Source organism: Cytobacillus spartinae, from assembly GCF_042865285.1.
In the GTDB taxonomy this organism is placed as follows: domain Bacteria; phylum Bacillota; class Bacilli; order Bacillales; family Cytobacillaceae; genus Robertmurraya_A; species Robertmurraya_A spartinae.
The window spans coordinates 751,799-776,151 of sequence record NZ_JBIACK010000001.1 but is presented as its reverse complement, the minus strand read 5'-3'; the positions used below and the strand labels follow the sequence as shown (position 1 = coordinate 776,151).

Annotated in this window: 26 protein-coding genes, 1 pseudogene and 1 other annotated feature; of the genes and pseudogenes, 19 read left to right on the top strand and 8 right to left on the bottom strand. The window is 35.9% G+C overall.

Going from position 1 to position 24,353, the window contains the following annotated elements:
- Positions 1-20: 20 nt before the first annotated feature.
- The 5 genes from ACFYKX_RS03920 (at position 21) to ACFYKX_RS03900 (ending at position 3,779) form a co-directional block, all read left to right on the top strand.
- Complete coding sequence (locus ACFYKX_RS03920) at positions 21-482, top strand: NUDIX hydrolase (protein WP_389358244.1); 462 nt, start codon at positions 21-23, stop codon at positions 480-482.
- Between the two features lie 158 nt (positions 483-640).
- Positions 641-1,474: a DUF2268 domain-containing putative Zn-dependent protease gene (locus ACFYKX_RS03915; RefSeq protein WP_389358242.1), complete on the top strand. Its 834-nt coding sequence runs from the start codon at positions 641-643 to the stop codon at positions 1,472-1,474.
- Between the two features lie 139 nt (positions 1,475-1,613).
- Positions 1,614-1,991, top strand: coding sequence for a DUF4181 domain-containing protein (locus ACFYKX_RS03910; protein WP_389358240.1), 378 nt, complete (start codon positions 1,614-1,616; stop codon positions 1,989-1,991).
- A gap of 439 nt (positions 1,992-2,430) precedes the next feature.
- Complete coding sequence (locus tag ACFYKX_RS03905) at positions 2,431-2,607, top strand: hypothetical protein (RefSeq protein ID WP_389358238.1); 177 nt, start codon at positions 2,431-2,433, stop codon at positions 2,605-2,607.
- A 695-nt stretch (positions 2,608-3,302) separates the two neighbouring features.
- Positions 3,303-3,779 carry an NUDIX hydrolase gene (locus ACFYKX_RS03900; RefSeq protein ID WP_389358236.1) on the top strand — a complete coding sequence of 159 codons (477 nt, stop codon included), beginning with the start codon at positions 3,303-3,305 and terminating at the stop codon, positions 3,777-3,779.
- A gap of 447 nt (positions 3,780-4,226) precedes the next feature.
- Here the strand turns inward: ACFYKX_RS03900 and ACFYKX_RS03895 are convergent, their stop codons facing one another.
- The gene (locus ACFYKX_RS03895; protein ID WP_389358234.1) at positions 4,227-4,412 is read right to left on the bottom strand and encodes a hypothetical protein; all 186 of its coding nucleotides are present in this window, start codon (positions 4,410-4,412) and stop codon (positions 4,227-4,229) included.
- Positions 4,413-4,682: 270 nt separating this feature from the next.
- On the opposite strand from ACFYKX_RS03895, the gene ACFYKX_RS03890 reads away from it, so the two are divergent.
- From ACFYKX_RS03890 to ACFYKX_RS03875, 4 genes and pseudogenes are all read left to right on the top strand, one after another.
- Positions 4,683-4,910, top strand: coding sequence for a hypothetical protein (locus ACFYKX_RS03890; protein ID WP_389358232.1), 228 nt, complete (start codon positions 4,683-4,685; stop codon positions 4,908-4,910).
- Between the two features lie 91 nt (positions 4,911-5,001).
- Positions 5,002-5,142, top strand: a complete 141-nt coding sequence (locus ACFYKX_RS03885) for a hypothetical protein (RefSeq protein ID WP_389358230.1) — start codon at positions 5,002-5,004, stop codon at positions 5,140-5,142.
- An 8-nt stretch (positions 5,143-5,150) separates the two neighbouring features.
- Positions 5,151-5,360 (top strand): histidine phosphatase family protein, encoded by a 210-nt coding sequence (locus ACFYKX_RS03880; protein ID WP_389358228.1) that lies wholly within the window; start codon positions 5,151-5,153, stop codon positions 5,358-5,360.
- Positions 5,350-5,710, top strand: a pseudogene (locus ACFYKX_RS03875) (cupin domain-containing protein); the annotation flags it as partial. The gene ACFYKX_RS03880 and the pseudogene ACFYKX_RS03875, both read left to right, overlap by 11 nt.
- 597 nt (positions 5,711-6,307) lie before the next feature.
- Here the strand turns inward: ACFYKX_RS03875 and ACFYKX_RS03870 are convergent.
- Both ACFYKX_RS03870 and ACFYKX_RS03865 read right to left on the bottom strand, forming a co-directional pair.
- On the bottom strand, positions 6,308-6,469 hold the full coding sequence (locus ACFYKX_RS03870) for a Spo0E family sporulation regulatory protein-aspartic acid phosphatase (RefSeq protein WP_389358226.1): 162 nt from the start codon (positions 6,467-6,469) through the stop codon (positions 6,308-6,310).
- A gap of 170 nt (positions 6,470-6,639) precedes the next feature.
- On the bottom strand, positions 6,640-8,385 hold the full coding sequence (locus ACFYKX_RS03865) for a methyl-accepting chemotaxis protein (protein WP_389358224.1): 1,746 nt from the start codon (positions 8,383-8,385) through the stop codon (positions 6,640-6,642).
- Between the two features lie 363 nt (positions 8,386-8,748).
- Here ACFYKX_RS03865 and ACFYKX_RS03860 point away from each other — a divergent pair, with 363 nt between their 5' ends.
- From ACFYKX_RS03860 to ACFYKX_RS03845, 4 genes are all read left to right on the top strand, one after another.
- Complete coding sequence (locus ACFYKX_RS03860; protein WP_389358222.1) at positions 8,749-9,645, top strand: HNH endonuclease; 897 nt, start codon at positions 8,749-8,751, stop codon at positions 9,643-9,645.
- 99 nt (positions 9,646-9,744) lie between these two features.
- Positions 9,745-10,689: an HNH endonuclease gene (locus ACFYKX_RS03855; protein ID WP_389358220.1), complete on the top strand. Its 945-nt coding sequence runs from the start codon at positions 9,745-9,747 to the stop codon at positions 10,687-10,689.
- A gap of 97 nt (positions 10,690-10,786) precedes the next feature.
- Positions 10,787-11,296 carry a hypothetical protein gene (locus tag ACFYKX_RS03850; RefSeq protein ID WP_389358218.1) on the top strand — a complete coding sequence of 170 codons (510 nt, stop codon included), beginning with the start codon at positions 10,787-10,789 and terminating at the stop codon, positions 11,294-11,296.
- Between the two features lie 340 nt (positions 11,297-11,636).
- Positions 11,637-11,777 (top strand): SDR family NAD(P)-dependent oxidoreductase, encoded by a 141-nt coding sequence (locus tag ACFYKX_RS03845; RefSeq protein ID WP_389359035.1) that lies wholly within the window; start codon positions 11,637-11,639, stop codon positions 11,775-11,777.
- 174 nt (positions 11,778-11,951) lie between these two features.
- On the opposite strand, the gene ACFYKX_RS03840 is transcribed toward ACFYKX_RS03845, so the two are convergent.
- From ACFYKX_RS03840 to ACFYKX_RS03820, 5 genes are all read right to left on the bottom strand, one after another.
- On the bottom strand, positions 11,952-12,635 hold the full coding sequence (locus ACFYKX_RS03840) for an ABC transporter ATP-binding protein (RefSeq protein WP_389358216.1): 684 nt from the start codon (positions 12,633-12,635) through the stop codon (positions 11,952-11,954).
- Position 12,636: 1 nt separating this feature from the next.
- Positions 12,637-13,671 (bottom strand): ABC transporter permease, encoded by a 1,035-nt coding sequence (locus ACFYKX_RS03835; RefSeq protein ID WP_389358214.1) that lies wholly within the window; start codon positions 13,669-13,671, stop codon positions 12,637-12,639.
- Positions 13,672-13,849: 178 nt separating this feature from the next.
- The gene (locus ACFYKX_RS03830) at positions 13,850-14,236 is read right to left on the bottom strand and encodes a hypothetical protein (RefSeq protein WP_389358212.1); all 387 of its coding nucleotides are present in this window, start codon (positions 14,234-14,236) and stop codon (positions 13,850-13,852) included.
- A gap of 143 nt (positions 14,237-14,379) precedes the next feature.
- Positions 14,380-15,771, bottom strand: a complete 1,392-nt coding sequence (locus ACFYKX_RS03825; RefSeq protein ID WP_389358210.1) for a sensor histidine kinase — start codon at positions 15,769-15,771, stop codon at positions 14,380-14,382.
- Positions 15,768-16,448 carry a response regulator transcription factor gene (locus tag ACFYKX_RS03820; RefSeq protein ID WP_389358208.1) on the bottom strand — a complete coding sequence of 227 codons (681 nt, stop codon included), beginning with the start codon at positions 16,446-16,448 and terminating at the stop codon, positions 15,768-15,770. Before ACFYKX_RS03820 ends, ACFYKX_RS03825 begins: the two co-directional genes overlap by 4 nt.
- 332 nt (positions 16,449-16,780) lie before the next feature.
- Positions 16,781-17,033: a binding site (T-box leader), on the top strand.
- A 90-nt stretch (positions 17,034-17,123) separates the two neighbouring features.
- Between ACFYKX_RS03820 and ilvE the strand changes: the two genes are divergently transcribed.
- From ilvE to ilvA, 6 genes are all read left to right on the top strand, one after another.
- Positions 17,124-18,017: a branched-chain-amino-acid transaminase gene (ilvE, locus tag ACFYKX_RS03815; RefSeq protein ID WP_389358206.1), complete on the top strand. Its 894-nt coding sequence runs from the start codon at positions 17,124-17,126 to the stop codon at positions 18,015-18,017.
- Between the two features lie 23 nt (positions 18,018-18,040).
- Positions 18,041-19,708 carry a dihydroxy-acid dehydratase gene (ilvD, locus tag ACFYKX_RS03810; protein WP_389358204.1) on the top strand — a complete coding sequence of 556 codons (1,668 nt, stop codon included), beginning with the start codon at positions 18,041-18,043 and terminating at the stop codon, positions 19,706-19,708.
- A gap of 359 nt (positions 19,709-20,067) precedes the next feature.
- Positions 20,068-21,780, top strand: coding sequence for an acetolactate synthase large subunit (gene ilvB / locus ACFYKX_RS03805; protein WP_389358202.1), 1,713 nt, complete (start codon positions 20,068-20,070; stop codon positions 21,778-21,780).
- Positions 21,777-22,070, top strand: a complete 294-nt coding sequence (gene ilvN / locus ACFYKX_RS03800; RefSeq protein ID WP_389358200.1) for an acetolactate synthase small subunit — start codon at positions 21,777-21,779, stop codon at positions 22,068-22,070. Before ilvB ends, ilvN begins: the two co-directional genes overlap by 4 nt.
- Positions 22,071-22,117: 47 nt before the next feature.
- A complete protein-coding gene (gene ilvC, locus ACFYKX_RS03795; protein WP_389358198.1) occupies positions 22,118-23,131 on the top strand; it encodes a ketol-acid reductoisomerase in 1,014 nt (337 codons plus the stop codon).
- Positions 23,132-23,263: 132 nt separating this feature from the next.
- Entirely contained in the window at positions 23,264-24,166 is a 903-nt protein-coding gene (ilvA, locus tag ACFYKX_RS03790) for a threonine ammonia-lyase (RefSeq protein WP_389359033.1), read from the top strand.
- The last annotated feature ends 187 nt before the right edge of the window (positions 24,167-24,353 follow it).

Here is a 24,353-nt window from a genome sequence, read left to right as displayed (position 1 = left end):
AAATTAAAGGGGGTAATTATATGAGTTACGTTATGGAATTAAGAGAGTTAGTGGGTACCAGACCATTGTTATTACCAGGATCAGTAGTATTAGTTATAAATGAAGATAATAAATTGTTGCTACAACATAGAAGAGACGGAAGTTGGGGGGTACCTGGCGGACTAATGGAAGTAGGTGAGAGCTTAGAAGATACTGCAAGGAGAGAGGTTAAGGAAGAAACTGGTCTTGAAGTAGGAGAGTTAGAGTTACTTGATGTGTGTTCAGGTCCTGAGTATTTTTTAAGATTACCTAATGGTGATGAAATATATTCAATTACTGCTGTTTACTTAACTAAACAATCAAAAGGAAGCATAATAATGGATGATATGGAGTCAATTGATTTACAATACTTTGACATTAATGATTTACCTAAAGGTTTAAATGAGGCAAATAGCAAGTACATAGAAGTGTATCTAAAAAAATTGCAAAATGGTTCTTGCTAAGGCAACGGGGCATCTCTCCAAAAAGGAGAAGTGCTTTTTTTGTAGGATTTATTATACAAAAGACTCTGAATACTTAAATAATAACCGTTTTGATTGAAACCTTTTATCCGACTATTTCGTAAAATTATTAAATGACATAAATAGGTGGAGTGGGGTAATTGGATCATATTGAATTAATAAATCTAGTTCCAAAATTTTTAGATTTTTATAAAAGGGCTGATATTGAAGGTATAGATAGTGAGGATCGTTGGGACCTATGGAAGGAACACTATAATTTTGCAGCAGTACCTCCGGGTGATGAAGGTAGAAAAATGGCAAGAGTACTTTTAGACAATGCTTGGGGTAACTATGCTCAGAAAATAAATTTCATAAAGAGTTGGGAACCAGAACATAAATCGGTGGACCACTACTTAGCCAAAGTAAAATCTTTATTGGGGTGTCAAAAACCAATTAAATTAGTTTTAATTTATTTTGTTGGAGGATTTGAAAACAATGCTTTTGTAGCTCCCTATGACAAGGAGCGTGTGGCATTGTGCCTTCCAATTGAATGTGGAGACTCTGATATTTTGCTTTCCCACGAACTAACACATGTAGTCCATTCAACGACTGCAAACCTTACAGCAGAATGGGAAAGAACGATCGCTTCAACCATTTTACAAGAAGGTTTAGCAACACAAGTAAGCAAACATTTAGTACCAGGTAAAAAAGATCATTGTTATATCGAACATAAAGAAGGTTGGTTTGACTCTTGCAAATCAAATAGAACAGAAATTTTGAAAGGGCTTTTTCCTTATCTAGATGATTCATCATCAGAAACGATAACTAGATTTACATTTGGCACTGGAACTACTAACAATGAAAGAGAAGTATATTTTGTTGGTTGGGAAATTGTAAAATTCCTTTTAGAGGAAGGAATTACATTTGAGGAAATTGCAAGGGTTCAAGAAGTTGACATACCAAATTATTTAAGAGAAGTGTACCCTAAGTTGTAAGACTAATTGGTGCGTTAATATAAGTAACCCATACTATTAACCTGTATAAAAAAGTTGGATTTGTTCAAATTCATGAGTTATGTTTTTAAACGAAAAGTGCTTTAATGATTAAGATTTAAGGAAGAGTGGTGATGACTAAATGAATCTAACGAACTTATTTATATTTATTATCATTTTATCTTTGGCAGTTATAATTTCAGAGAAAATAGTCAGAAAAAGGTTCGGCATCAAGAAGAATAAAGGTGCTTCTAGATATGTAAATGAAATTCACAAGTGGGGAGAAATAATTCTTTCAATCGGAATGACAATTGGGTCTCTTATGCTCGTTGAATATAATCCGGAGGCTGCTGCATTATTTTTTATATGCTATATAATGGTTTATTTTGGCTTTGTTTGGTTGATGCAATGGTGGTATACGAAGGAATCGAGGGAGCATATTATCACTTTTGTGACAGGTACGGTGTTAATACTGGGTATTTTAATAACGGCTAGTATCCCTAATTTTATTTTCAACTAACGCGTGCTAAGATCAAAATTTAAAAGGGGTTTGGGGTCTGTAATATGGATAGAATTTTATTTCTTTTTGGGGTTGTAGTATTTTTCTTTAGTTTCATATTCTTCGTAATGAATTTTTTTACTGAATTTGATGGAGAAGGTTTAATATACTCTGTACTTGTCATGCTTAATGCAAGCATTGCAATAGGTGTTTCGGAAATTCTATCAAGAACTAAAAACTTAAAATGAGATTTTCTTTATTAAACAAACGGGTGGCTTTAATTTTGATAGATAATAGAGAGAATTATATTAAAAGATCATTCTAAATACTCTTCCTTCTTTTCTTGCGATGTTTTGTTGATGCCCTTAAAGAAAATTATTTGTTGCAAGGTATAATCTTTTCCGTGAGAAATAAATTTAAATTAGGATAAATAGATTAAAAGAAAATGGGGGGACAGAATATGAAAGAAAGAAAAGAAAAAAAGTTTAATGCTCCAGTTGGTTCTAAAAGTGCAATTACTTTTGGTTCTGCGTTAGCCATTACAATTTCTTGGAGTATCCATAAATCAGTTCTTTGGGCTATCATTCACGGGTTCTTTAGTTGGATATACGTTCTATATTATATTTTGACTAGATAAAACTTTTTTCAATTTTGTAACCTTAATCAACGAACGGTGGAGAATGTAAAACAAGGAGTTGTCGACATGGCAGCTCCTTTTTGTTATGAGATCAGAATAGTTCAATAAGAATGATGGTTTTTTATGGTAATATATGTGGAAGTAAAGTGGAAGAAAAGGTGCTAGAAAATAGAGGTGAAAATGGTGACAACTCCGGTTATATTCCTTATCTTACTTATATCAATTTTTGTATTTAGAGGAATGAAAAATGGAAGCATGCAACTTACTGTTAAAAAGTTTGTATTAGGTTTAATTATAACTATCATTTTTATTAACGTGATTATGTTTTTCATCATGTAAAAATATACGATGTGAACTATTGTAATTCGAGCAACAGGGGCTTTTCTTCAATGAAGGATAAAGCTCTTTTTTTGAACAACTATAGGGGCAGAATTGTGAGAAAAGAAGGGAAATTATTTGCAGTAGTCGAAATATGTTTTTAGAAAAGAATAGAGTTTTTAGGGTGTTAATATCAAGTATATAGAAGATTTACGCAAAGTGGTTGGAAAATAGAGATAAATTTGTGCCACATCTAGTTTCTTTCTATAAAGAAGTTATACAAAAAAACCAGGCACATATAAAATAACTTATAGCGTAATCATTAAAAATAATATTAAGTAAGGTCTATTTATGGAATGAACAAAGAGGTGTACAAAATGGATAAGGACTATTTTGAAGTTTCAATTAGGTGTACAGGGGTTGCAGTAGTTTTATTAAAAAAAATAAAAGAAGAATACAAAGTTTTATTATTAAAAAGATCTACGCCTGTCCTTCAAGAAGCTTGGTGCTACATCGGCGGAAGCATTGAACATGGAGAAAGAGCTTGGGAAGCTGCTTTAAGAGAAGTCAAAGAAGAGACTGGGATTTCTAATATTAAGTTATATACCTCTAATAAATTTGATCAGATATATTCTCCTAAAGAGAATTATATTTATGTTGCACCTGTATTTGTTGGGTATGTAGATGGACAACAAGATGTAACTTTAAATTATGAACATAACGACTATAAATGGTTATCGATTAATGAAGCAATTGAAACTGTTACTTTACCTGGTAATGATGATGTCCTTTTGTCTATTGAAAAACATTTTGTAATTCGAAAACCTCCTGAATATTTGCGTATTGAAAATTAAAATTCCTTTTAAACTAAAGCGGGAAAGTGTTTAATAAGGGTATTCGCTATTGCCTAATGGAGAGGGTTGCCTAATTCTAAATAGGGGCCTTCGATTTTATTTGATTTTGAATGGAGTGTTGAAAATGAATTTTATAGTTTATGATAATGCTCATGATTTTGAGAGAAAGACTCTTGGTACATAATATATTCTTTCTTTTCAACGTTACGGGGTTCCTATAATGAAGGAGAAAAAACTAGGTCATTTGCTACTCAGTACAACGATGTTGTTTCAAATTACGGAGACGATCACGGTTATCACGTGGTCGTCTCTTCCCATTTGGCTTTAATACGCAGTAGATAACTTCTAACCAATAAAAACACCTTAACCAGAAAAATCAACATCCAAAGTTTTGGTGGAGGTTTCTATGCTAGATATCTTATGATATACCCCTCACTTGGTTATAGATTATTGCTTTTTCATAATACCTGTTGCTTGAAGCTTAGCTAATAACTCGTTAAAGTCTGCTACTAATTCAGGTAGTGTAGTTGCAGTGGAGTCCGCTTGGTGCTCTATCTGAAAACTAACCTCATCGGGTTGGATCTTAACTAGAGTACCTAACCCAGGAATAAGCTTTTTACCCTCGTGTGCCATAGTTATCACCTCTTTTCTTTTTAATGTATAGCTTTGTATATAATGAAATAACGCATAATTCAACATAATAACTTATCGGCAATGGGCAATAGTATCATTTTATTGATATTCAACTAACGAGCGATTGTTGAAGAAGTTGTATAATGAAATAATGAACACTACAAGCAATGAATATTTTTACTGAAGCATGATAAATAATAGTAATTGGAGGTAAGTCATGGAAAATAAATATGTGACTTGGTTCACCCTAAAGGTGTTAAGGAAAAGAAAATGGAAGTGACAGATGGATACACGATAAAGTACCATGCAAACGGAAAAACAATATGGTCAAAGGGAAAGATGATTGAAGATAAGCCAGACGGCTATTGGGAATGGTATCGTACGGATGGAACGATAAAGCGATCTGGGTATTTTGAAATGGGTGAGCCTATTGGAGAATGGATTACCTATGATAGCAAAGGTGAAAAATACAAGATTACCAATCGTAATAAAGAATAGTTTGGAATGGTATTCTTTTACTGACCTAGTTAAAGGATTACATATTTTATTGGAGTAAGGGCGTTAATCCAGAAGGGGGTTGACGCTTATTATGTTTAAGTATGTATTTCAACTAATGAACTGGGTATATAGTGACAAAGAATTTCGAGGAAGAATTGAAAATGAACCGATTATTAGTATTTATATTTTTAGTAGTGGTATCAAAGTAGTGTTTAACGTAATACGAGATTAGAAACTCTATTGGGGTTTTCTACAAAAATTATTGGTAGTAAAATAGATTTACCTATTAATCATATAGATAAAAGAGTCCGCGAGATAAATTGTGGGCAGATAGAAGGAACCACAGAGGAAGAAAGAGTGAAACAATGGGGTAGTAATTGGAGTGGTTTAGAACTTGGAATGGAAAAGTTTGAAGACGTTTCTCTTAGAGGAAGAGATTTTTTTACTTGAGGAATCAAATACTGAAGATTTTGTTGTAATGTCAAATGAACGCAAAAAAATGGTTGTTGAAAATATAACCTATGAGTTGTTGTCACCTGGTTTTACAGGAACATTGGCAACTGCCCTTATGCATGTTCCTCCTAATACTTCCCCGTCTGAGAAGCTTTTAGGACATAAAGGAGAAGAAGTGGCGTTTGTATTAGAAGGGAAAATTAAAGTGTTTTTAGATGATGAAGAAAGAATATATATTAGACACTAGTGATAGTGTTAAAATACCAGCACATATGAAGCACAAGTGGGAAAAGGATTTTAAAGAAAACGCAGTGGTTCTTTTTTCTGTGACACCACCATCTTTCTAAGGGTTTGTTAAACTATTAGGTGGCATTACTGCAAGAACGGAGATCGTGTCACTTGGCGGTCTTATCTAAAATAAATGCTGGAATTTGGAACAAGAAAAAGTTGTATTAATTACTGCTAAATAGACATTTACTGTTAAGTAAATTGTTTTGGCTAGTCCACGATACAGAGCCAACATGTTAACTCCAAAATACACTAAAGCAAGAACGGTGGATATTACGGATTTTACACAGTTCAACTGTTTATAAATAAGTCGATTATTTTTTGAAATTTAATCACTAAATTTCATTCTAACTAAGTATAGTGTCAAATGAAAGGCTGCGTGGTGTTTACCGTACAGCCTTTTGATTTGATTTCCTATTTTTATAATTTTCGTAAGTACCTAATTCGATATTTAATAACTTTTCCATTTCCTCAAGATCGTTACTTTTAACATCTGGATCTGTTTGTGACCAATGGACAGAATACACAAAATAATAGTCTCTAATTGTTCTGAAAACCACAGGAGAGTTTCGGAATCTGTCAAACAAAGCTTTTATATTATAACGTTTAGTATATGACCACTTTATTAATTCCACTACTAAGCACCTTCTAGAATATCATTTCTCCTTATTATATAGCTGATACTTATTTAGAAGGGAATCCAAATCCTGGCTAATTTTAAGAGTTTCGGGTGAGGTTAACCCTTTTGTCAATCCAGTCTTAATTAAGAGTTCTCTTTTTTGGTCAATGTCACGTGTGAGATTGTGTAATGAAATCATTCTATTTCTTTTTACTCCAACTAAATATTATTTACTACTATTAACACACACCATAGGCTAGGTTTTCTTGGATAATATATCAACTCTTGAACAACAGTATTATATAATTCTCCCATCGAAAAACACGACTTGAAGTAGGTGGGAATATCCTACAGTGGGAAAAAAATAACCTAATGGGATGTTTTAAACTGTTTTACTTTATCTTGTAATTCATCTGCCATAGATGCTAATACTTGGGATGAGGTCGCAATTTCTTCAACTGAAGCGGCCGTTTCTTCTGTTGATGCTGCAACTTCAGTGGCGTATGTAGCTGTTTGTTTAATGAAGGACTCAATATCATCAACCTTTTCCCCCATCACTCCAGCTTGTTGATTGATGTCCTCAATCGAAACTGAAACTGAACGCGTCTTTAGAGAAACTTCTTCGATAGTCTCATTGATATCTTTAAACTTCTCACCAGCTTGATTCACCAGGATCATACCATTTTGGACGATACTAATTTCTTGATGAACTACAGATTTTGCTTGTTCAGAAGAATCTTGAATCTCACTGATTAATTGACTAATTCGAGTCGCGCTTTCACCAGATTGCTCAGCTAGCTTTCGTACTTCATCTGCAACCACCGCAAATCCTTTTCCGTGCTCTCCAGCACGAGCTGCTTCAATTGCAGCATTCAAAGCTAGTAAGTTAGTTTGATCCGCAATATTGGTTATTAGGGAGATGATTTCACTAATTTCATTTGATTTCATTCCTAACGACGTAATTACATCTTCCATCTGTTTTGAACTTTGGTTCATAATGTTCATCTGTTCGATTACAGCATCGATGCTATTATTTCCTTCATAGGATTTCTCTTTTGCTTGTTCGGTACTTTCCCTAACCCATTTTACAGTTTCACTCATCTCAACTAATTGTTTTGATAATTTGTGGAATAAACTGGTTAATACATCTATTCGTTCCATTTGTTTTTCATTACCAACTGCTACCTCTTGGATGGAGTGTGATACATCTTCAGTTACTTTACTAGTTTTATCGGTAATTGCATTTAACTGTGCAGAGGAAGAGGCTACATGTTCGGTAGCTTTTGTTACATCCTGAATAAATTCTTTAAATCGTTCAGTCATTTCATTAAGGTTTTCACTCAAACGACCGATCTCATCACGAGTATTAACTGGCAATTTTTCTAGTGATAAATTACCTTTAGAAATCTCATGCAAATGCTCACCCACAGAAGTGATAGGTGAAGTAAAACGTTTCACAAAAATTAATATAGTTGTAAGTCCAATGATAAAAGACAAAATTAAAATAAATGACATGAAATAGAGTAACTGATTGCTGTTAACCCGATATTCATTCATATATTGGGCAGAAGAAACTAGCCAACCCCATGTTGGTTCCTTTTCAGTGTAGGCAATTTTCATCTCGGTAACATCTGGTTTATCTGGAAGAGGAAATTCAAAGTGTGAAAAACCGCCTCCATTAACAGCTTTTGATATCATGTCTTTGCCCCAGAAGAAACCATCCTCAGTTTTGGCTTCACTAATATTTTTACCTTCTGCTGCGGGATGAGATAATATATTTCCTTCCTCGTCTAAAATTACGACATACCCATAATCGCCTATAGCAATTTCTTGATTAATGGGTCTTTTACCTTCTTCAGTTTTTTCCCCAAGTAAAGATACCTTTACCATCTCTTGGGCATCCTCTAAACTAATCTGGCCTTCTTTTACTTGTTTATCTAACATTTCAATCATTTCGATTACCATTTTGGTTTGAAGTTTCAATCGTTCCTCTGCAATCGTATCTAGACTACTCTGTGATTTTAAGAAACTCCCTATTCCAATTATTAGGCTGGGAACAAAAAGTAAAATCAAAGAAAATAAGACTAATTTCCCCTTAATGCTACGCGTTTTCATATAATCCTCCTAAATAGACTCAAGTATTTCCTAGTGTTGTATAAACACTAGTAATATATTCCTATATTTAAAGGCACATGAACAGGGAATAATTTCGACAAATTTTGCCATTAATGTAAATAATAGAAAAAACTATACCGATATATTATGTGGCAAAATTAATTTATGAAACGGTGACGACGTTTTAAATCACCTAGTTCTTGAGCTATATCAATGTTTCTCTAAACTCGAAGAAACTTCTGAATCTGGAGAAACCTTAACTCCAACGTAAAACATATTAACTCTTGAAGTATATAGAACTTTGTAGAGATAACATAATTAACATGGTAAAATTATCCTAAGTATTTTAAGGGAGGAAGATCAGTGGCAATTTTTCGCAACATAGGAAAAGTAACCAATACGGTAGTTGGGGGAGCGGCAAAAGGTGGAGTAAAGCTCGTTAGCAAGGCTGTTTCAACTAAAAATAAGGAATTAGGGCAATACATAGGTGAAGTGGGAAATACTGTCATAGATGCTTCTAAAGGAGCGGTAGATACGGTTGGACAACTTGCTGATGGAGTGGCAAGAGGTGGTTACGGACTTCTCAAAAACAATGATTCTTCTAAACAACAAGGTTGGTACGATATTAAAGATTCTACAGGTAGAACAGTTAAAGGGATTGGCTCTAGCATCAAATATACGGTGAAGAGTGCAGGAATTACAGCAAACGGATTGAAGAATAAAGATAAGGAACAAATTCTTAAAGGGGTAAAGAATCTTGGAAAAGTGGTAGCTGTCACGACCTTTGCTGTTGGTGTCGTGGACTTTGTAGATGGGGTTGATAAAGTTGAAGCAGAAGAGATTGATATGAGAAATGACCATTTGAGCGGGTTAGATCATACAGAGACAGGGGTTCCTTTTGAAACAAGAGAGGTAGAACTACCTAACGGAGAGATAAAAGTCGGTACATTCCCTGTCTTTGAATCTGACTTTAGTGTAGTAATTGCAGAAGAAATGTATTTAGCCTCTGATAATACTCACTTTAATATAGCGAATGAAACTTTATATCAATCTATTCAGGAGAATCATAGTTTAGCGAATCAATTAGATTTATCCTCCTTCGATGTACAAGGATTACAAAATGGTGTTACTCCAGAAGGGTATGTATGGCATCATCATGAGCAACCAGGGGTGATCCAATTAGTGGACCAAGAAGTACACCAAGATACAGGACATACAGGTGGTCGTGAAATTTGGGGCGGGGGAAGCGAATACCGATAATTCACTGATGGAGAGAATTAGGTGAGCATAAAGAACATAAATACCATAGACAAACGTGTGCTCTATGTATTTGTAAATCACCATTAGGAGGGATTTATATTGAATAGTGATTTTTCCGTATTTGATGATCCAATAATATTGGATAAAGAAATAAGTGATATCTATAAATTTGCAAGCCATCTTAAAAATACAGAACTTCCTAAATATCAGATTAAAATGGGATCGTTTTTCTTACAAGGTCGAGAAGGGATAACAAAACCCATTCAATATAGTGATGAAAGTTTTCAGTTATTGAAGGGATACCATAATTACACATTTCCAATCCATCAGGGAGAGGTCGAATTATCTCTTCAACTCTATGAAAACACTAATTGCCATTATCGTATTAACTGCTTTGGTCGCTTTAACAATAAAAGCGGGCAATTATTCTCTATAAATCTAACAAAAGAAAAAGACGCAAAAGGTTCGATATTTTTAGTGCAGAAGATAAAGTTCTCAGACCGCCTTAAAGGTAATACAAAAGCAACTAAAGCTTTTAGACAGATGAAGCAGCAGGTCTTTTCTGAGTTACTCTATAAACTTGGTTTTGATATCACAGAAACAAATGACCTATTATTAGGAATTTATGATACTAAATCCGAAACTTTTTTAAACACTACTTCAGAAAAATTCATATCTGATTTTCTAATGATTTCACTATTAAAAGGACATTTTATGGGCAACAAGGGATATCAGTTAGAAATTCTACCTACTTTTAATTTGAACCCTCTCTGGCTATCAAGTGATGCCTCAAGTGATGTATTTCCTGAAAAGATTCAAAAGAGACAAGGGAGCCGTTCTATCCCTCTTAGTCTGCGGTTTAAAGTCCTAGAAAGAGATCGCTGTTGCAAACTATGTGGGCGTTCACCTAAAGATGGAATTACTCTTCATATAGACCATATTGTTCCTTATTCATTAGGTGGACTTACTATTTTAGAAAATCTTCAAGCGCTTTGCCAAGAGTGTAATATAGGGAAAAGCAACAAATCTTTAACTAAATACTAAGGCTAACCATGCATTTATAAAGTGCAATTAAGATTTGACTTTCTTTTTAATAAAGAAGACAACTTTTATAAATAGAGATTGAAGGTGTTACTAGTCTATGAATAATATGCAGCTTAGACTTGATCAATTACTGTCTGAGTTTAGAAGTGAATTTAAACAGATGTTCGAATCAGAAGAACATTTCCCAGAAGGAACATGGGTAGAAATCAAGAGTGAAGAAGATATTGATGATGTAAAATACTATCCTAGCCTTTATCTAATAGCAACGGATTGTAAGTTTGATGAAAACCCTTGTAAATTAGTTTTCAATGATAAGTACAAAGTCATTTATCGAGGCGAGGGTTATCATCCCAAAGTTAGAATACAAAGCCATCTCTTTAATAATAGCTACATAAAACAGGGAAGGAAGTTCGGCTATTATAAATGTATGAAAGTTGAACCAGGAATGGATGGAATTAATTTAGATAATCCAAAAGAGGGTTATCAGAACTTCAAGTGGTTTGTATACCAAATAAAACTCGATGTTGATTCGGCAATTAGGAAACAGGCAGAATTAGGCTTTGATGATGCTTTTGACACTCCATTGGCATCTAGGGAACGTAATTAGCGCATCAATATAGAGGTTACTTACTGTATCTGTTTCCAAAAAAAACCATCTAAATAACTAGCATATCTTTGCTCCTTTTTAGCCTAAATGTACTTTGAAAGTATCCTACTTTTTTAGTGTTTTAATATGACGTTTTAGAAATACCTATCAAACATTTCATGATATAAGATATGAGTATTAGCTATATCTGTAGGGAGTAGCTAAATTAATATAGAATAGCACCATTAAAAAAGACAGTGATTACTGTGTCTATTATTAAAGGTCACTGCCTATCGGGACCTCTCAACATCCCTATGACACGAGAATGCGTATTTGGAGGTAATTAAAATGTCAAAAAGATATAAAAGTTGCACTTGTCACCGGTGGAAACCGAGGTCTTGGGTATGAACTGGTCAAACAGTTAGCGTTGAAAGGTTTTAAAGTTGTTCTAGCAAGTCGGGATCAAGAGCAGGGACATGAAGCTACTCAAAAATTTCAATAAGACCTAATAAAATAAGGCACCTTTGAAAGAATGAAGGCAGGGCTTCGTTTTTCCTAAGGTGCATAATAATTAGTAAGTTGTATTATATCTAATGTAGTTTTTAACAAAACGAAAAATCTCTCTTTGCCGAGGTTCAGCATTCTGACTTGATTGTTTGTTACAATTTAAAGGAATCTAATCACTCTTCATTACAAATCCATCGCTCATTTTTACAATTTGATCAGCATACGAAAGCATTTCTTCATCATGGGTAACCATTAGGGTGGTAATGTTTAGTGTTCTAGTTAAATCTCTAATTAGGATCATAATATCTTTAGATCTTCTAGAATCTAAACTTGCAGTTGGTTCATCTGCGAAGAGAACTTTGGGTTTATGGATAATTGCACGGGCAATTGCTACCCGCTGTTTTTCCCCGCCCGATAATGATGAAGGATATGCATTTTTCCGATGTTCCATTCCAACTAGTTTAAGAATTTTATCAATTTCTATTTTTTGTTCTTTTTTCTTAACTTTTGATCCAGAAACATCCAGCATTAGTATCAATTGTTCTTCTACAGTGAGAAAAGGTACCAGATGTGCAAATTGAAATACGAAGCCAAATTTACTTGCTCTGATTTTCCGAACTTGTTCTGGACTCATCGTAATCATATTGTTTCCTTCGAAAATTATCTGTCCACCTGATGCAGGCTGAAGTCCCGCAGCGATTGTAAGAAGGGTACTCTTACCAGAACCTGACACACCCACTAACGCCGTTATTTCACCTTCTCTTAGAGATAAGTTTATTCCTTTTAAGATTTCTTCCTTCACTTCACCAGATGAAAATGTTTTTCTAACTCCATCCATGGTAAACATCGCCACTTTAAACCTCTCCTTGTTGAATCGCTTGTAATGGTTCTACTTTTTTTATTTGTATACCTGATACCGTAGCCCCAATAAACCCTACAATTAGGAAGATCAACGATAATTGTACTGTTGTGTCAGTTGGCAAACTATAAGGCATTCCTTTAGGTGCAATCAAATTAAAAACTTGACTAAATGCTATGGTTAGAGAAAGTGCAATTAGTGTAATAAACAGCATTTGTGTCCACATCATTCTAAACAACGTACTCGTTTTTAAACCAATTGCTTTCAGAATACCGTATAATCCCATTTTTTGAACGTTTACCATGTAAAAAAAGATGGCAAACAACATTCCACTGATTACAATTAAAAACCACACAATCATATTTAAAGACATCTGTTCTGCATTATAGCTCGGAATGGTGCTAAGAAAATCTTTCTTTGAGAATGATTGTAATCCAGCGACTTTTAGTAACGGATTCCCTTCCGGTATGAAAATCAATTGCATTTCTTCGACTCGATAAATTTCTTGATAATCCTCCATACTTATATAAGCGACGGGGGCATGGCTATATTTCTTTTGGTCCACAAAACCCTTTACGACAAACTCTCCACTATATTGGTTATTAGTTAAGGTGTCTCCAACCTTAATACCTTCTTCCTCCAATGAACGATCAAGGATGATTTCCCCGTTATTAACATTTTCAAATAACTTTGAGTCGGTGGATGAAACAAAGGCGACACTCCGTTGTTTTTCTGTTTCATCATTCAAAAATCCCATTTGTATGGATAGTGCCACAGCATCCTTTTGTTTGCTTAATATATCATCTTGGATACGAATATCTATTTTTGATAAGTTATAGGTTTCTTCAGCGTTATCATTCATATAAAATTGTCCGTTTGGCAATCCTTTGATTAATGCAGCATTATCTTGTGATAATCCATTCGCCAAACCAGAGATAATAAATGTTAACAAGCTTACTAGAAATATGATTGAGCCTAATATTAAGAACCTTACTTTGTTTTTGTTTATTTCTTTCCAGGCTATATTCATAAATTATCCTCCAATCTTTGTTTATTATTTTTGAGTGAACGGGATCCAGACAATAAGCAACAAAAAATCGGGAAGTATGGAGACCTAATAGAAAAACTTTTTTGGAGTCAATTTTGCTTTCACAAACTGTAAGACAAAATTTTAAAAAATAAGTGTTTCAATTATTATTGCAATATATTTATTCCTCTTCTTTGTAAACCATTGTAATTATGAAAAACATTACGAAACTTACAAGCAGTGCTACTCCTCCTACAATATAGAAGACCAGTGTTAATTTTTCTGGAAGGTTAAATGGATTCACCATGTATAACCACATACCTAAAGTTAAACCTACTGATCCTATAATGGCACTCCAAACATGTACTTTTGTCAAAATAGTCTCTGAGGTTTGAAAAACCTTATAGTAGACTGCCCATGCGAAGAGACTTAACCAACCAACAACTAAAATATGAGCATGAACAGGACGGAATACATAGGTTCCAGAGCCAGCCATATGCGCACCCATTACTGCTCCTATTACACCAAAGAAGCCAGCAAAACGTAACAATGTTTGACTATGTTTCATTATACTTATTCTCTCCTTCAATTTCTTTGTAAGACTCTTTTCTAAATGTACAGCATGAATATGAACGGAGGATGAATAAAAGATTACAAAAAAAGTGTCAGTCATTTAAGTGGATTTGCTTCCACAGAAAATGACTGACACCATTAAAAGACATTAGAACCAATAGGTAATTGAACAACGAATGTAGTTCCTTCTTTTTCCTTACTTCTAACACTAATATGACCATCATGAAGTTTAACAATAGTAGCAACTATTGATAGTCCTAGTCCTGTCCCTTCAACCGAACGTGTTCGTGAGATATCTCCTCTGTAAAAGCGATCAAATATCCTACCTATTTCACTTTGATCCAATCCTATGCCTGTGTCTTCAAAGGTTACTAATATCGATTCTCCACGTTCTTCTAGTGATATCTCAATTCGGCCATCTGATTTATTATACTTAATAGCATTGGTTAACAAATTATCCCAAACTGTATTCAGTAAAGATGGATCTCCGTTTATTTCTATATCCGGTAAGGAGTAGCCAATCATAATGCCTTTTTCATTGATGATCCATTGATAATTTAGGATTAATTCCTTAATTTGCTGTGCAACATTGAAACTTTTTTTCTTCATCAGATCTTCATTGCGATCCAATGAGGCAAGAAGCAATAATTGTTTTGTTAAAGTAGAAAGCCTATTAATTTCACCATTTATGACAGAAATATAATGTGTCTTCTCCTTATATCCAAGTGTCTCTTTTTCCAACAGATTTGTATAGCCCTTTATGTTCGATAGGGGGGACTGTATATCATGAGAAATGTTGGATATGAACTCCTTTCTCATCTCATCCAATTGTTCTAATTTCCGTGACATTTGTAAAAAACTCTTGGATAGTTCTCCTATTTCATCGCGCCGATCGATATCAAGTTCAACATTAAAGTTTCCTGTTGAAAGTGATTTTGTTGCATCTGTTAATTTAGATATTGGTTTCACTAAATATTTTGTACTGATGATTACCATCACAATGCTTAAAACAATCATAAATGCAAGTAGACGGCCAAACAAAATATGCATCTCATTAAAAAGAAGCTTAATATCAGGTCGGATAAAAAGAGCATAATCGGTGCCATTATGTTTAAAGGGGACACCAATTGTATTCTTTAATTCATTTGCAAAAAAGCCTGTAACAAAGGTTTCTTGTGGAAAATGAAGTATACCATGATAAATATCTCCATTTAGTACCTTTTCTATAGTGGTGGCAAAGAGCGTTTTATCCCTGAATGGTGCGCCAAAATAGGATTCCCTTCCAGTGTGATCCACCAAGTAAATTTGATAGCCAACTGAAGAAAGGTTTTCTAAGTACGCATTCAAATCGAGATACGGATGCTCAACAACAAACGCAGTAATATCCAGGGCAATTTTTGTGTTTTTTTGATCATTATAAGGTTTTAATTTTTGTTGATAATATGTATTGGAGATTAAAAAAGCTACGATTCCACTTAAAATCATGATTCCGATTGTAGTTGCAACAAATTTCACATAAAGAGACTTCACGACCGTTTTGCCTCCAATAAATAGCCAATCCCCCGTACAGTCTTGATGTGAAAATCCTCCGTCAATTTAGAAAAACGTTCCCTTAATCTTTTCACATGAACATCAACCGTTCGTTCGTCTCCTTCAAATTCTAACCCCCAAATATGTGCTATTAGATGATCTCTGGAAAACACTTGCATAGGGTTTGAAAGGAAATAATACAATAATTCGAACTCTTTTAACGGTAAAAGGATCGTTTGATTACCAATTTGGACTTCATAGCTTTTTCTGTTTATAATCGTATTTCCTACTCGGATTATGGACTCATCCTGTTTTTTATCATATCGCCGTAATAAGGCTTTGATTCGAAAGAGTAATTCTTTCGGTTCGAAAGGTTTGACAAGGTAATCGTCGGTTCCAGATTGAAAGCCTTGTTCTTTGTCTTCAATTTGATTTTTAGCAGTTAATAGGACAACAGGAATGTCATACTCATTTCTGATTTCTCTCGTTAACGTATACCCATCCATATATGGCATCATCACGTCCACAACTGCTAAATCACACGTGTGATTTTTTAAGATACTTAAAGCTTTTATACCATCCTGAGCTTGGAATACTTGATAGCCTGCTTCAGATAAATGAACTTCTACAAGTTTTAAAATATGGATATCATCATCAACAATTAGAATGTTCGTCATTCTAAGACACTCCTTTGCACTTACATCATAATGATTAAATAGAGGTGGAAATTAAGTGAACATAACTTAACGATTTTTTCATCACTATTACATCTCGTCTAAGTTAACATAGCATTCTATTCTAAGATAGTACAAGAAGGAGAGATATAAATTTAATAAAATGGCAAGATGAGCGAATCATAGAGAAATAGGCGTACATAGAGGGAAATCTGATTGCTATAAGAGCTTTGATTTTAGTAACCTAAAATAAAAAAATATAGAAAAAAGATTTAAAAAAGTATTTGACAAATTAATTTATAGCTGATAATTTTAGTATTAATAAATTTTGGAAAATAAAATCGATGACGAGAAGAGTAAGATAAGTGCCCTGTTCCACAGAGAGTCGGTAAATGGTGCGAGCCGATGTTCAGAGCTTATCCGAAAATCATCTCCGAGATGCAATGCTGAAATAGTTCAGTAAGTATTGCCGGGTGGTCCCCCGTTACAAAGGAACACGTATGATTGTACGTTGATCGAGTGTCGTAAGTGGATTTTTCTATTCACATACGGAACTAGGGTGGTATCGCGAGCTAACTCGTCCCTATTTTTAGGGGCGAGTTTTTTTATTTTTCAAAAAAATTATTGTTTTAAGATGATAGTAATGTTTTGAAAACAAATGAGAAATGAGGAAAGATGATGATGGAACAATTAATTTATTTGAATGGACAATTTGTTAGTAAAAAAGATGCCGTTGTTTCAGTGTATGATCACGGTTTTCTCTATGGAGACGGGGTATTCGAGGGAATTCGAATGTACGAAGGCAATGTGTTTAGACTTCAAGATCATGTTGATCGACTTTATGACTCAGCAAAGTCAATCCTATTATCCATTCCATATAGTAAGCAGGAATTAAGTGATCTTATTGTAGAGACTTTACTACGAAACAATCTACAAAATGCCTATATTCGGGTAGTTGTTTCTAGAGGGGTGGGGAATCTGGGCTTGGATCCAGCTTCTTGTTCACAACCTCAAGTCATCATCATTGCAGAAGAACTTACATTATTCCCTAAAAAATTATATGAAACGGGAATCGACATTGTATCTGTTGCAACGAGAAGGAATCGTTCGGATGTTCTTTCACCAAAAGTGAAATCATTAAACTACTTAAATAATATTCTTGTTCGAATTGAGGCGAATTTAGCTGGTGTTAGTGAAGCGCTTATGTTGAACGATCAAGGCTATGTAGCTGAAGGGTCTGCAGACAATGTTTTTATTGTGAAAAATGGCGAAATCTTAACACCCCCTGGGTATGTAGGAGCATTAGAGGGAATTACAAGAAATGTCATCATGGAAATTGCTCATAAACTCGGCTTCCCTATGAAAGAGGAAGTTTTTACAAGACACGACGTATATGTAGCTGACGAAGTCTTTTTAACGGGGACAGCGGCAGAGGTAATTGCTGTTGTGAAAGTGGATGGAAGAAAGATCGGGGATGGTAAACCTGGTTCCTACACAAATAAACTTCTAGAAGAATTTAGAAAAGTCGTTAAAGAAGATGGAGTAAAGGTATATGAACAACAAAATGTCTAAGTTGGATAGTTGGAGGATTTGATATGCGTAGCGACATGATTAAAAAGGGAGTGGACCGTGCTCCACACAGAAGTTTACTGTATGCAACAGGAGTGAAATTAAAGGATCTTGATAAGCCATTTATTGGCGTTTGCAATTCCTATATAGATATTATTCCTGGACACGTCCACTTAAGACAGTTTGCTGATGTTGTCAAGGATGCAATTAGAGAAGCAGGTGGAATTCCGTTCGAATTTAACACGATTGGGGTTGATGATGGTATTGCGATGGGGCACATTGGGATGAGATATTCCTTGCCAAGTAGAGAGCTTATTGCAGATTCAGCTGAAACCGTAATTAATGCACATTGGTTCGACGGAGTATTCTATATACCTAACTGTGACAAGATTACTCCCGGGATGCTTATGGCGGCAGTGAGGACAAATGTTCCCTCTGTATTTGTATCGGGTGGTCCAATGGAAGCGGGTGTTTCAAGTTCTGGAAAGCCCTTATCGTTAGTATCTGTGTTTGAGGGTGTTGGAGCTTATCAATCAGGGAGAATGTCTGAACAGGAATTACTAGATATTGAAAAGAATGCCTGTCCAACATGCGGTTCCTGTTCAGGGATGTTTACGGCAAACTCAATGAACTCTCTTATGGAAATGCTCGGGGTGGCTTTACCTGGGAATGGGACGCTTGTTGCCACCTCCAAGGATCGCCATCAATTAATCTATGATGCAGCTCGACATTTGATTGAAATGATTAAAAAAGACATTAAGCCAAGAGATATTATTACAAGAGATACAATTGATGATGCCTTTGCGCTTGATATGGCGATGGGGGGATCAACAAATACAGTTCTTCATACACTAGCAATCGCAAACGAGGCGGAAATAGACTATGATCTAAGTCGAATTAATGAAGTGGCAAAACGAATTCCATATTTGTCTAAAATAAGCCCAGCATCCGATTATTCTATGCAGGACGTTCATAATGCAGGCGGTGTAAGTGCAATTATTAAACAGCTTTGTGAAATGGAAGGGGCTGTCCACCCAAATCGCATCACCATCACAGGAAAATCACTTTATGAAAATGTAAAGGATGCAGAAGTTTTAAACGATGATGTAATTCGTAGTAAGGAAACGGCACATAGCCCAGTTGGCGGTTTATCCATTTTATTTGGAAATATTGCACCAGATGGGTGTGTCATAAAGGTAGGAGCAGTAGATCCCACCATCAAGACTTTTAAAGGAGAGGCAATCGTTTACGATTCTCAAGACGAAGTTTTAGCTGGAATTGAAAAGGGTGATGTACAGGAAGGGCATGTTGTTGTTATCCGGTATGAAGGACCAAAGGGTGGACCAGGAATGCCGGAAATGCTTGCACCAACTGCCGCCATTGCTGGGAGAGGACTTGAAAAGAAAGTCGCGCTTATCACCGATGGTAGATTTTCTGGTGCATCCCGTGGAATTTCCATTGGCCATATTTCACCAGAAGCTGCTGAAGGAGGCCCTATAGCGTTTGTACAAAATGGAGATACGATATTTATTGATTTAGTAAACAGAACGATTTCCCTCTCCGTTTCTGAAGCGGACTTTAATATGAGAAAGGCTAAATGGACACAACCATCGCCGAAAATTAAAAAAGGGTATTTAGCCCGTTATTCGAAGCTAGTCACATCTGCAAGCACAGGCGGAATTTTAAAAATTTAATAGTAAAATCGATGACGAGGTATAAGGTTTTGGAGACCGTATTCACAGAGAGCTGGTCGTGCTGAAAGCCAGTAATACGCCAAATCCTTTCATCCCCTCTGAGTGTTGTTCCGAAATAGCAGTAGGAACAGTCGAGTATACGCGTACTTATGTATACTTGTTATCAAAAATGAGACAGGTCAGGACTTTTATTCCAAGAGTGAGCCTTGATTTGCCTTAAAAGGTTACATTTCGAAAGAGATGTTTCAAATGAGGGTGGTACCGTGGAAAGCAAAAGCCTTTTCACCCCTACACAAAGAATAAATCATGTGTGAGGGTGGATTGGCTTTTTTTATGATCCTGAGAAGGAGGAGATTGATATGGAATCAAAAAAGGCAACGGTAGAAGTAGATAAATTAAATTTGAACGGGGCAGACTTGCTCATTCAAGCCTTGAAGCAGGAGGGCGTTGAATTATTGTTTGGTTACCCTGGAGGGGCGGTTTTAGGACTTTACGATGCATTATATCGTTCACCGATAAAGCATATTCTTGCCCGCCATGAACAAGGAGCAATCCACGCGGCTGAAGGCTATACACGTGTTTCAGGGAAGCCAGGTGTCGTTATTGCTACTTCCGGACCAGGTGCAACAAACTTAGTGACAGGAATAACTGATGCCATGTTGGACTCATTGCCACTTGTTATTTTCACCGGTCAGGTTGCTTCGCAAGTAATTGGAACGGATGCCTTTCAAGAAGCAGATGTTCTTGGTATTACAACACCTATCACAAAACATAACTATCAGGTGAAAAGAGTAGAGGATCTGCCTAGAATTGTAAAAGAAGCCTTTCACATTGCGACAACAGGTAGACCAGGTCCTGTATTAGTCGATATACCAAAGAACTTAACAGCTCATCAAGCTGCCCCTTTATCACCGGTCGAAGTTAAGCTGCCAGGATATCGACCAACTGTTAATCCAGATCTAACCCAGATAAAAGAGCTTCTTGGGGCTCTTAAACATTCCAGTAAGCCAGTCATTCTAGCAGGAGCAGGAGTTATACATGCAAACGCATCAGAAGAACTACATAGATTTTCCGAACAATTTCAAATACCTGTAGTCCACACTCTTTTAGGACTCGGAGGATTTCCAGCGCAGCATCCTCTATTTTTGGGAATGGCTGGTATGCATGGATGTTATACCTCAAACATGGCCATTTATGAATGTGATTTATTAATCAATATTGGTGCACGCTTTGATGATCGGTTAACAGGTAATTTGAATACGTTTGCACCAAAAGCAAAGGTGGCACATATTGACATTGATTCATCAGAAATCGGTAAAAATGTACAGACTCATTATCCAATTGTAGGCGATGCAAAAGTAGTCTTACAGATTATTTTGGATCAAACAATTAAAGGACCAGATTCGAAAAACTGGCTAAACCGATTACAACAAAACAGAAAAAAGTATCCTTATTGGTTTACCGATACCGAGGATTTCCTATCACCGCAACAATTAATTCAATTGGTACACAGATATACAAAGGGGGATGCAATTGTCACGACTGATGTCGGTCAGCATCAAATGTGGGCTGCACAATTCTACTCCTTTTCCCGTCCTAATCGCTGGGTTACTTCTGGTGGATTGGGGACAATGGGTTTTGGATTCCCGGCAGCCATTGGTGCTCAGTTGGCAGAACCTGATGCAACCGTCGTTTCGATCGTTGGGGACGGTGGTTTTCAAATGACACTTCAAGAACTAATTTTATTAAAAGAATGGGAATTACCGGTAAAAATCGTAATTGTCAATAACGGTTCTCTAGGAATGGTTCGTCAGTGGCAAGAAACCTTTTATGAAAAACGACTTTCACAATCTATCTTTTCCCTGCAGCCAGATTTTCTTAAGCTAGCAGAATCCTACGGAATAAAAGCTTATAGAGTGAGCAAAAGGGAGGAAACAGAGAAGGTATTGCAGGAAGTTTTGGCCGACCGAGAGCCAGTTCTAATTGATTGTTGCGTAAACCCTAATGAAAACGTTTATCCAATGGTAGCTCCAGGAAAAGGGTTGCATGAAATGATTGGGGTGAAACCATGAAAAAGAGAATGGTCACGGCATTAATCAATAACCAAAATGGGGTTCTAACTCGACTTATGGGTTTATTTACGAAACATCAATACCAGATTGAAAGTCTTGCAGTAGTTGTTTACAAAGAGGCAAAAGAGATTTCGAAGATGTCTGTAATTATAGAGGTCGAGGATGAACATAAGTTTTTGCAGTTCGTGAAGCAAATAAATAAACAGATTGATGTCCTGTTTGTAACAGATGTAACTGATGAAGATTTCATTGAACGAGAACTCTCATGGATTAAGAAGGTACTGATGTAAGAAAGCATAGATGCCATTAGATTAAAGAAAAAGAGGAGAGATTTGAAATGGTAAAGGTTTATTATAATGAAGATGTAGAAGGTGGAGTTTTAAATGGTAAGACCATAGCTGTCATAGGTTACGGTTCACAGGGCCATGCACATGCTTTAAATTTACGGGAAAGTGGTATTCAGGTAGTAGTCGGATTACGCCGAGGAAATTCATGGGTTCAAGCAGAGAAGGATGGATTCCGTGTGTTATCTGTGATGGAAGCTTGTGAAGAGGCAGATGTAATCATGGTCTTATTGCCTGATGAAAAACAGCCAACCGTTTATGAAAATGAAATTATGCCTTTCTTGTCTTCAGGAAAAGCACTTGCATTTGCTCACGGTTTTAATGTTCATTTTCATCAAATAGATCCACCTAAAAATGTGGATGTGTTTTTGGTGGCACCTAAGGGTCCAGGTCACCTAGTCCGGAGAACCTTTGAGGAAGGGGCTGGTGTTCCAGCGCTAATCGGTGTTCACCAGAATGCAACAGGTCAGGCTAAGGAACTTGCACTAGCCTATTCAAAAGGAATTGGTGCTACTAGAGCAGGTGTATTAGAAACAAATTTTCAGGAAGAAACGGAAACCGATTTATTCGGTGAACAGGCGGTTCTTTGTGGTGGCTTAACATCACTTGTAAAAGCAGGGTTTGAAACCCTTGTGGAAGCTGGATATCAAAAGGAGGTCGCCTATTTTGAGTGCATGCATGAACTCAAATTAATAGTTGATCTTATGTACGAACAAGGGCTAGAAGGAATGAGACATTCAATATCGGATACAGCACAATGGGGAGATTTCGTATCTGGACCAAGAGTGATTAATGCAGAAACAAAGGCAAGGATGAAGGAGATATTGGCGGATATACAATCGGGAAAATTCTCTAAAGGCTGGGTATTAGAAAATCTAGCTAACCGGGCTGAATTTAATGCGATTAATAATCGAGAGAATCAGCATCCGATTGAGGAGGTTGGTAAAGAGCTGAGAAAAATGATGCCATTCGTGAAACAGAGGACAAAGAGGGAACTAGTAAACTGATGAAAATTAAACCATAAAATAGTTATAACGAGGTGAGCCTATTGGGAATTTATTAAAGAATATCAACATCGTTGAAGCAATGGAAAAACTAATAGATAAAGTGCATCAAACTCCTTTAAAGCAAAGTTCAACATTAAATTACTTAACAAACGCAAACGATTTCTGAAGCTAGAAAATTTACAGAAAACAGGATCCTTTAAATTAAGAGGAGCCATGAATAAAATCTTATCCCTTTCAGATCAGGAAGCGAAGAACGGGATTCTAGCTGCATCTGCTGGAAATCACGCTCAAGGAGTAGCCCTTGCAGCATCCTTAAGAGGGATTAATTCCAAAGTTTACATGCCCAAGCATACTCCCCTTTCTAAGGTTGCTGCTACAAGTGGATACGGTGCAGAAATCGTATTGTCTGGTGAAACATACGATGAATCCTATCAGAGGGCCATAGAAGAAATGAACCAAAATGGTAGCACTTTTGTTCATGCTTTTGATGATGAAAAGGTTATTGCAGGGCAAGGAACAATAGCATTAGAAATGTTGCAACAAAAAAGCCAATTAGACGTTATTTTTGTACCCATTGGAGGGGGAGGACTGATATCAGGTATTGCACTTGGAGTAAAAGCATTTAATCCTTCAATAAAAGTATTTGGTGTGCAGGCATCAGGGGCATCTGCCACATATCACAAATTTACAGATCAAAAAATGAAGTCCTCCCTTTCGGTAAACACATTAGCGGATGGGATATTAGTTAAGGAACCAGGGATTAATACTTATCCAATCATAAAAAAGTATATAGATGATATCGTAACTGTCTCCGATGAAGAAATTGCCCATGCGATCATGTTTATGCTTGAAAGAGAAAAAATGCTTGTCGAAGGAGCGGGGGCGGCTGCATTGGCAGCTATTCTATACAAAAAAATCCCGATTGACCAAAAAAAGGTGGGATGTATTATCAGTGGTGGAAATGTAGACCCAATTAAAATACAAACCTTTAAGGAAATGTCAAACAAAGCTATGAACCTTTATTATGCTGGATAAAAATAAGTAGGACAAACAGCTTTCCCTGAGAAAAGGGGAAAGCTGTTTTGGCGTAGAAGGAAGGTACAATTAGAAGTTGTGGAGAATATGAACAATAACTTTGATATACCAGAAAAGACCTTAGTGAGGTTTGAAAAATAAAGGCTTTTTCAACAAACGGCTGCATTAGCTGAAAAAGTAACGGGAA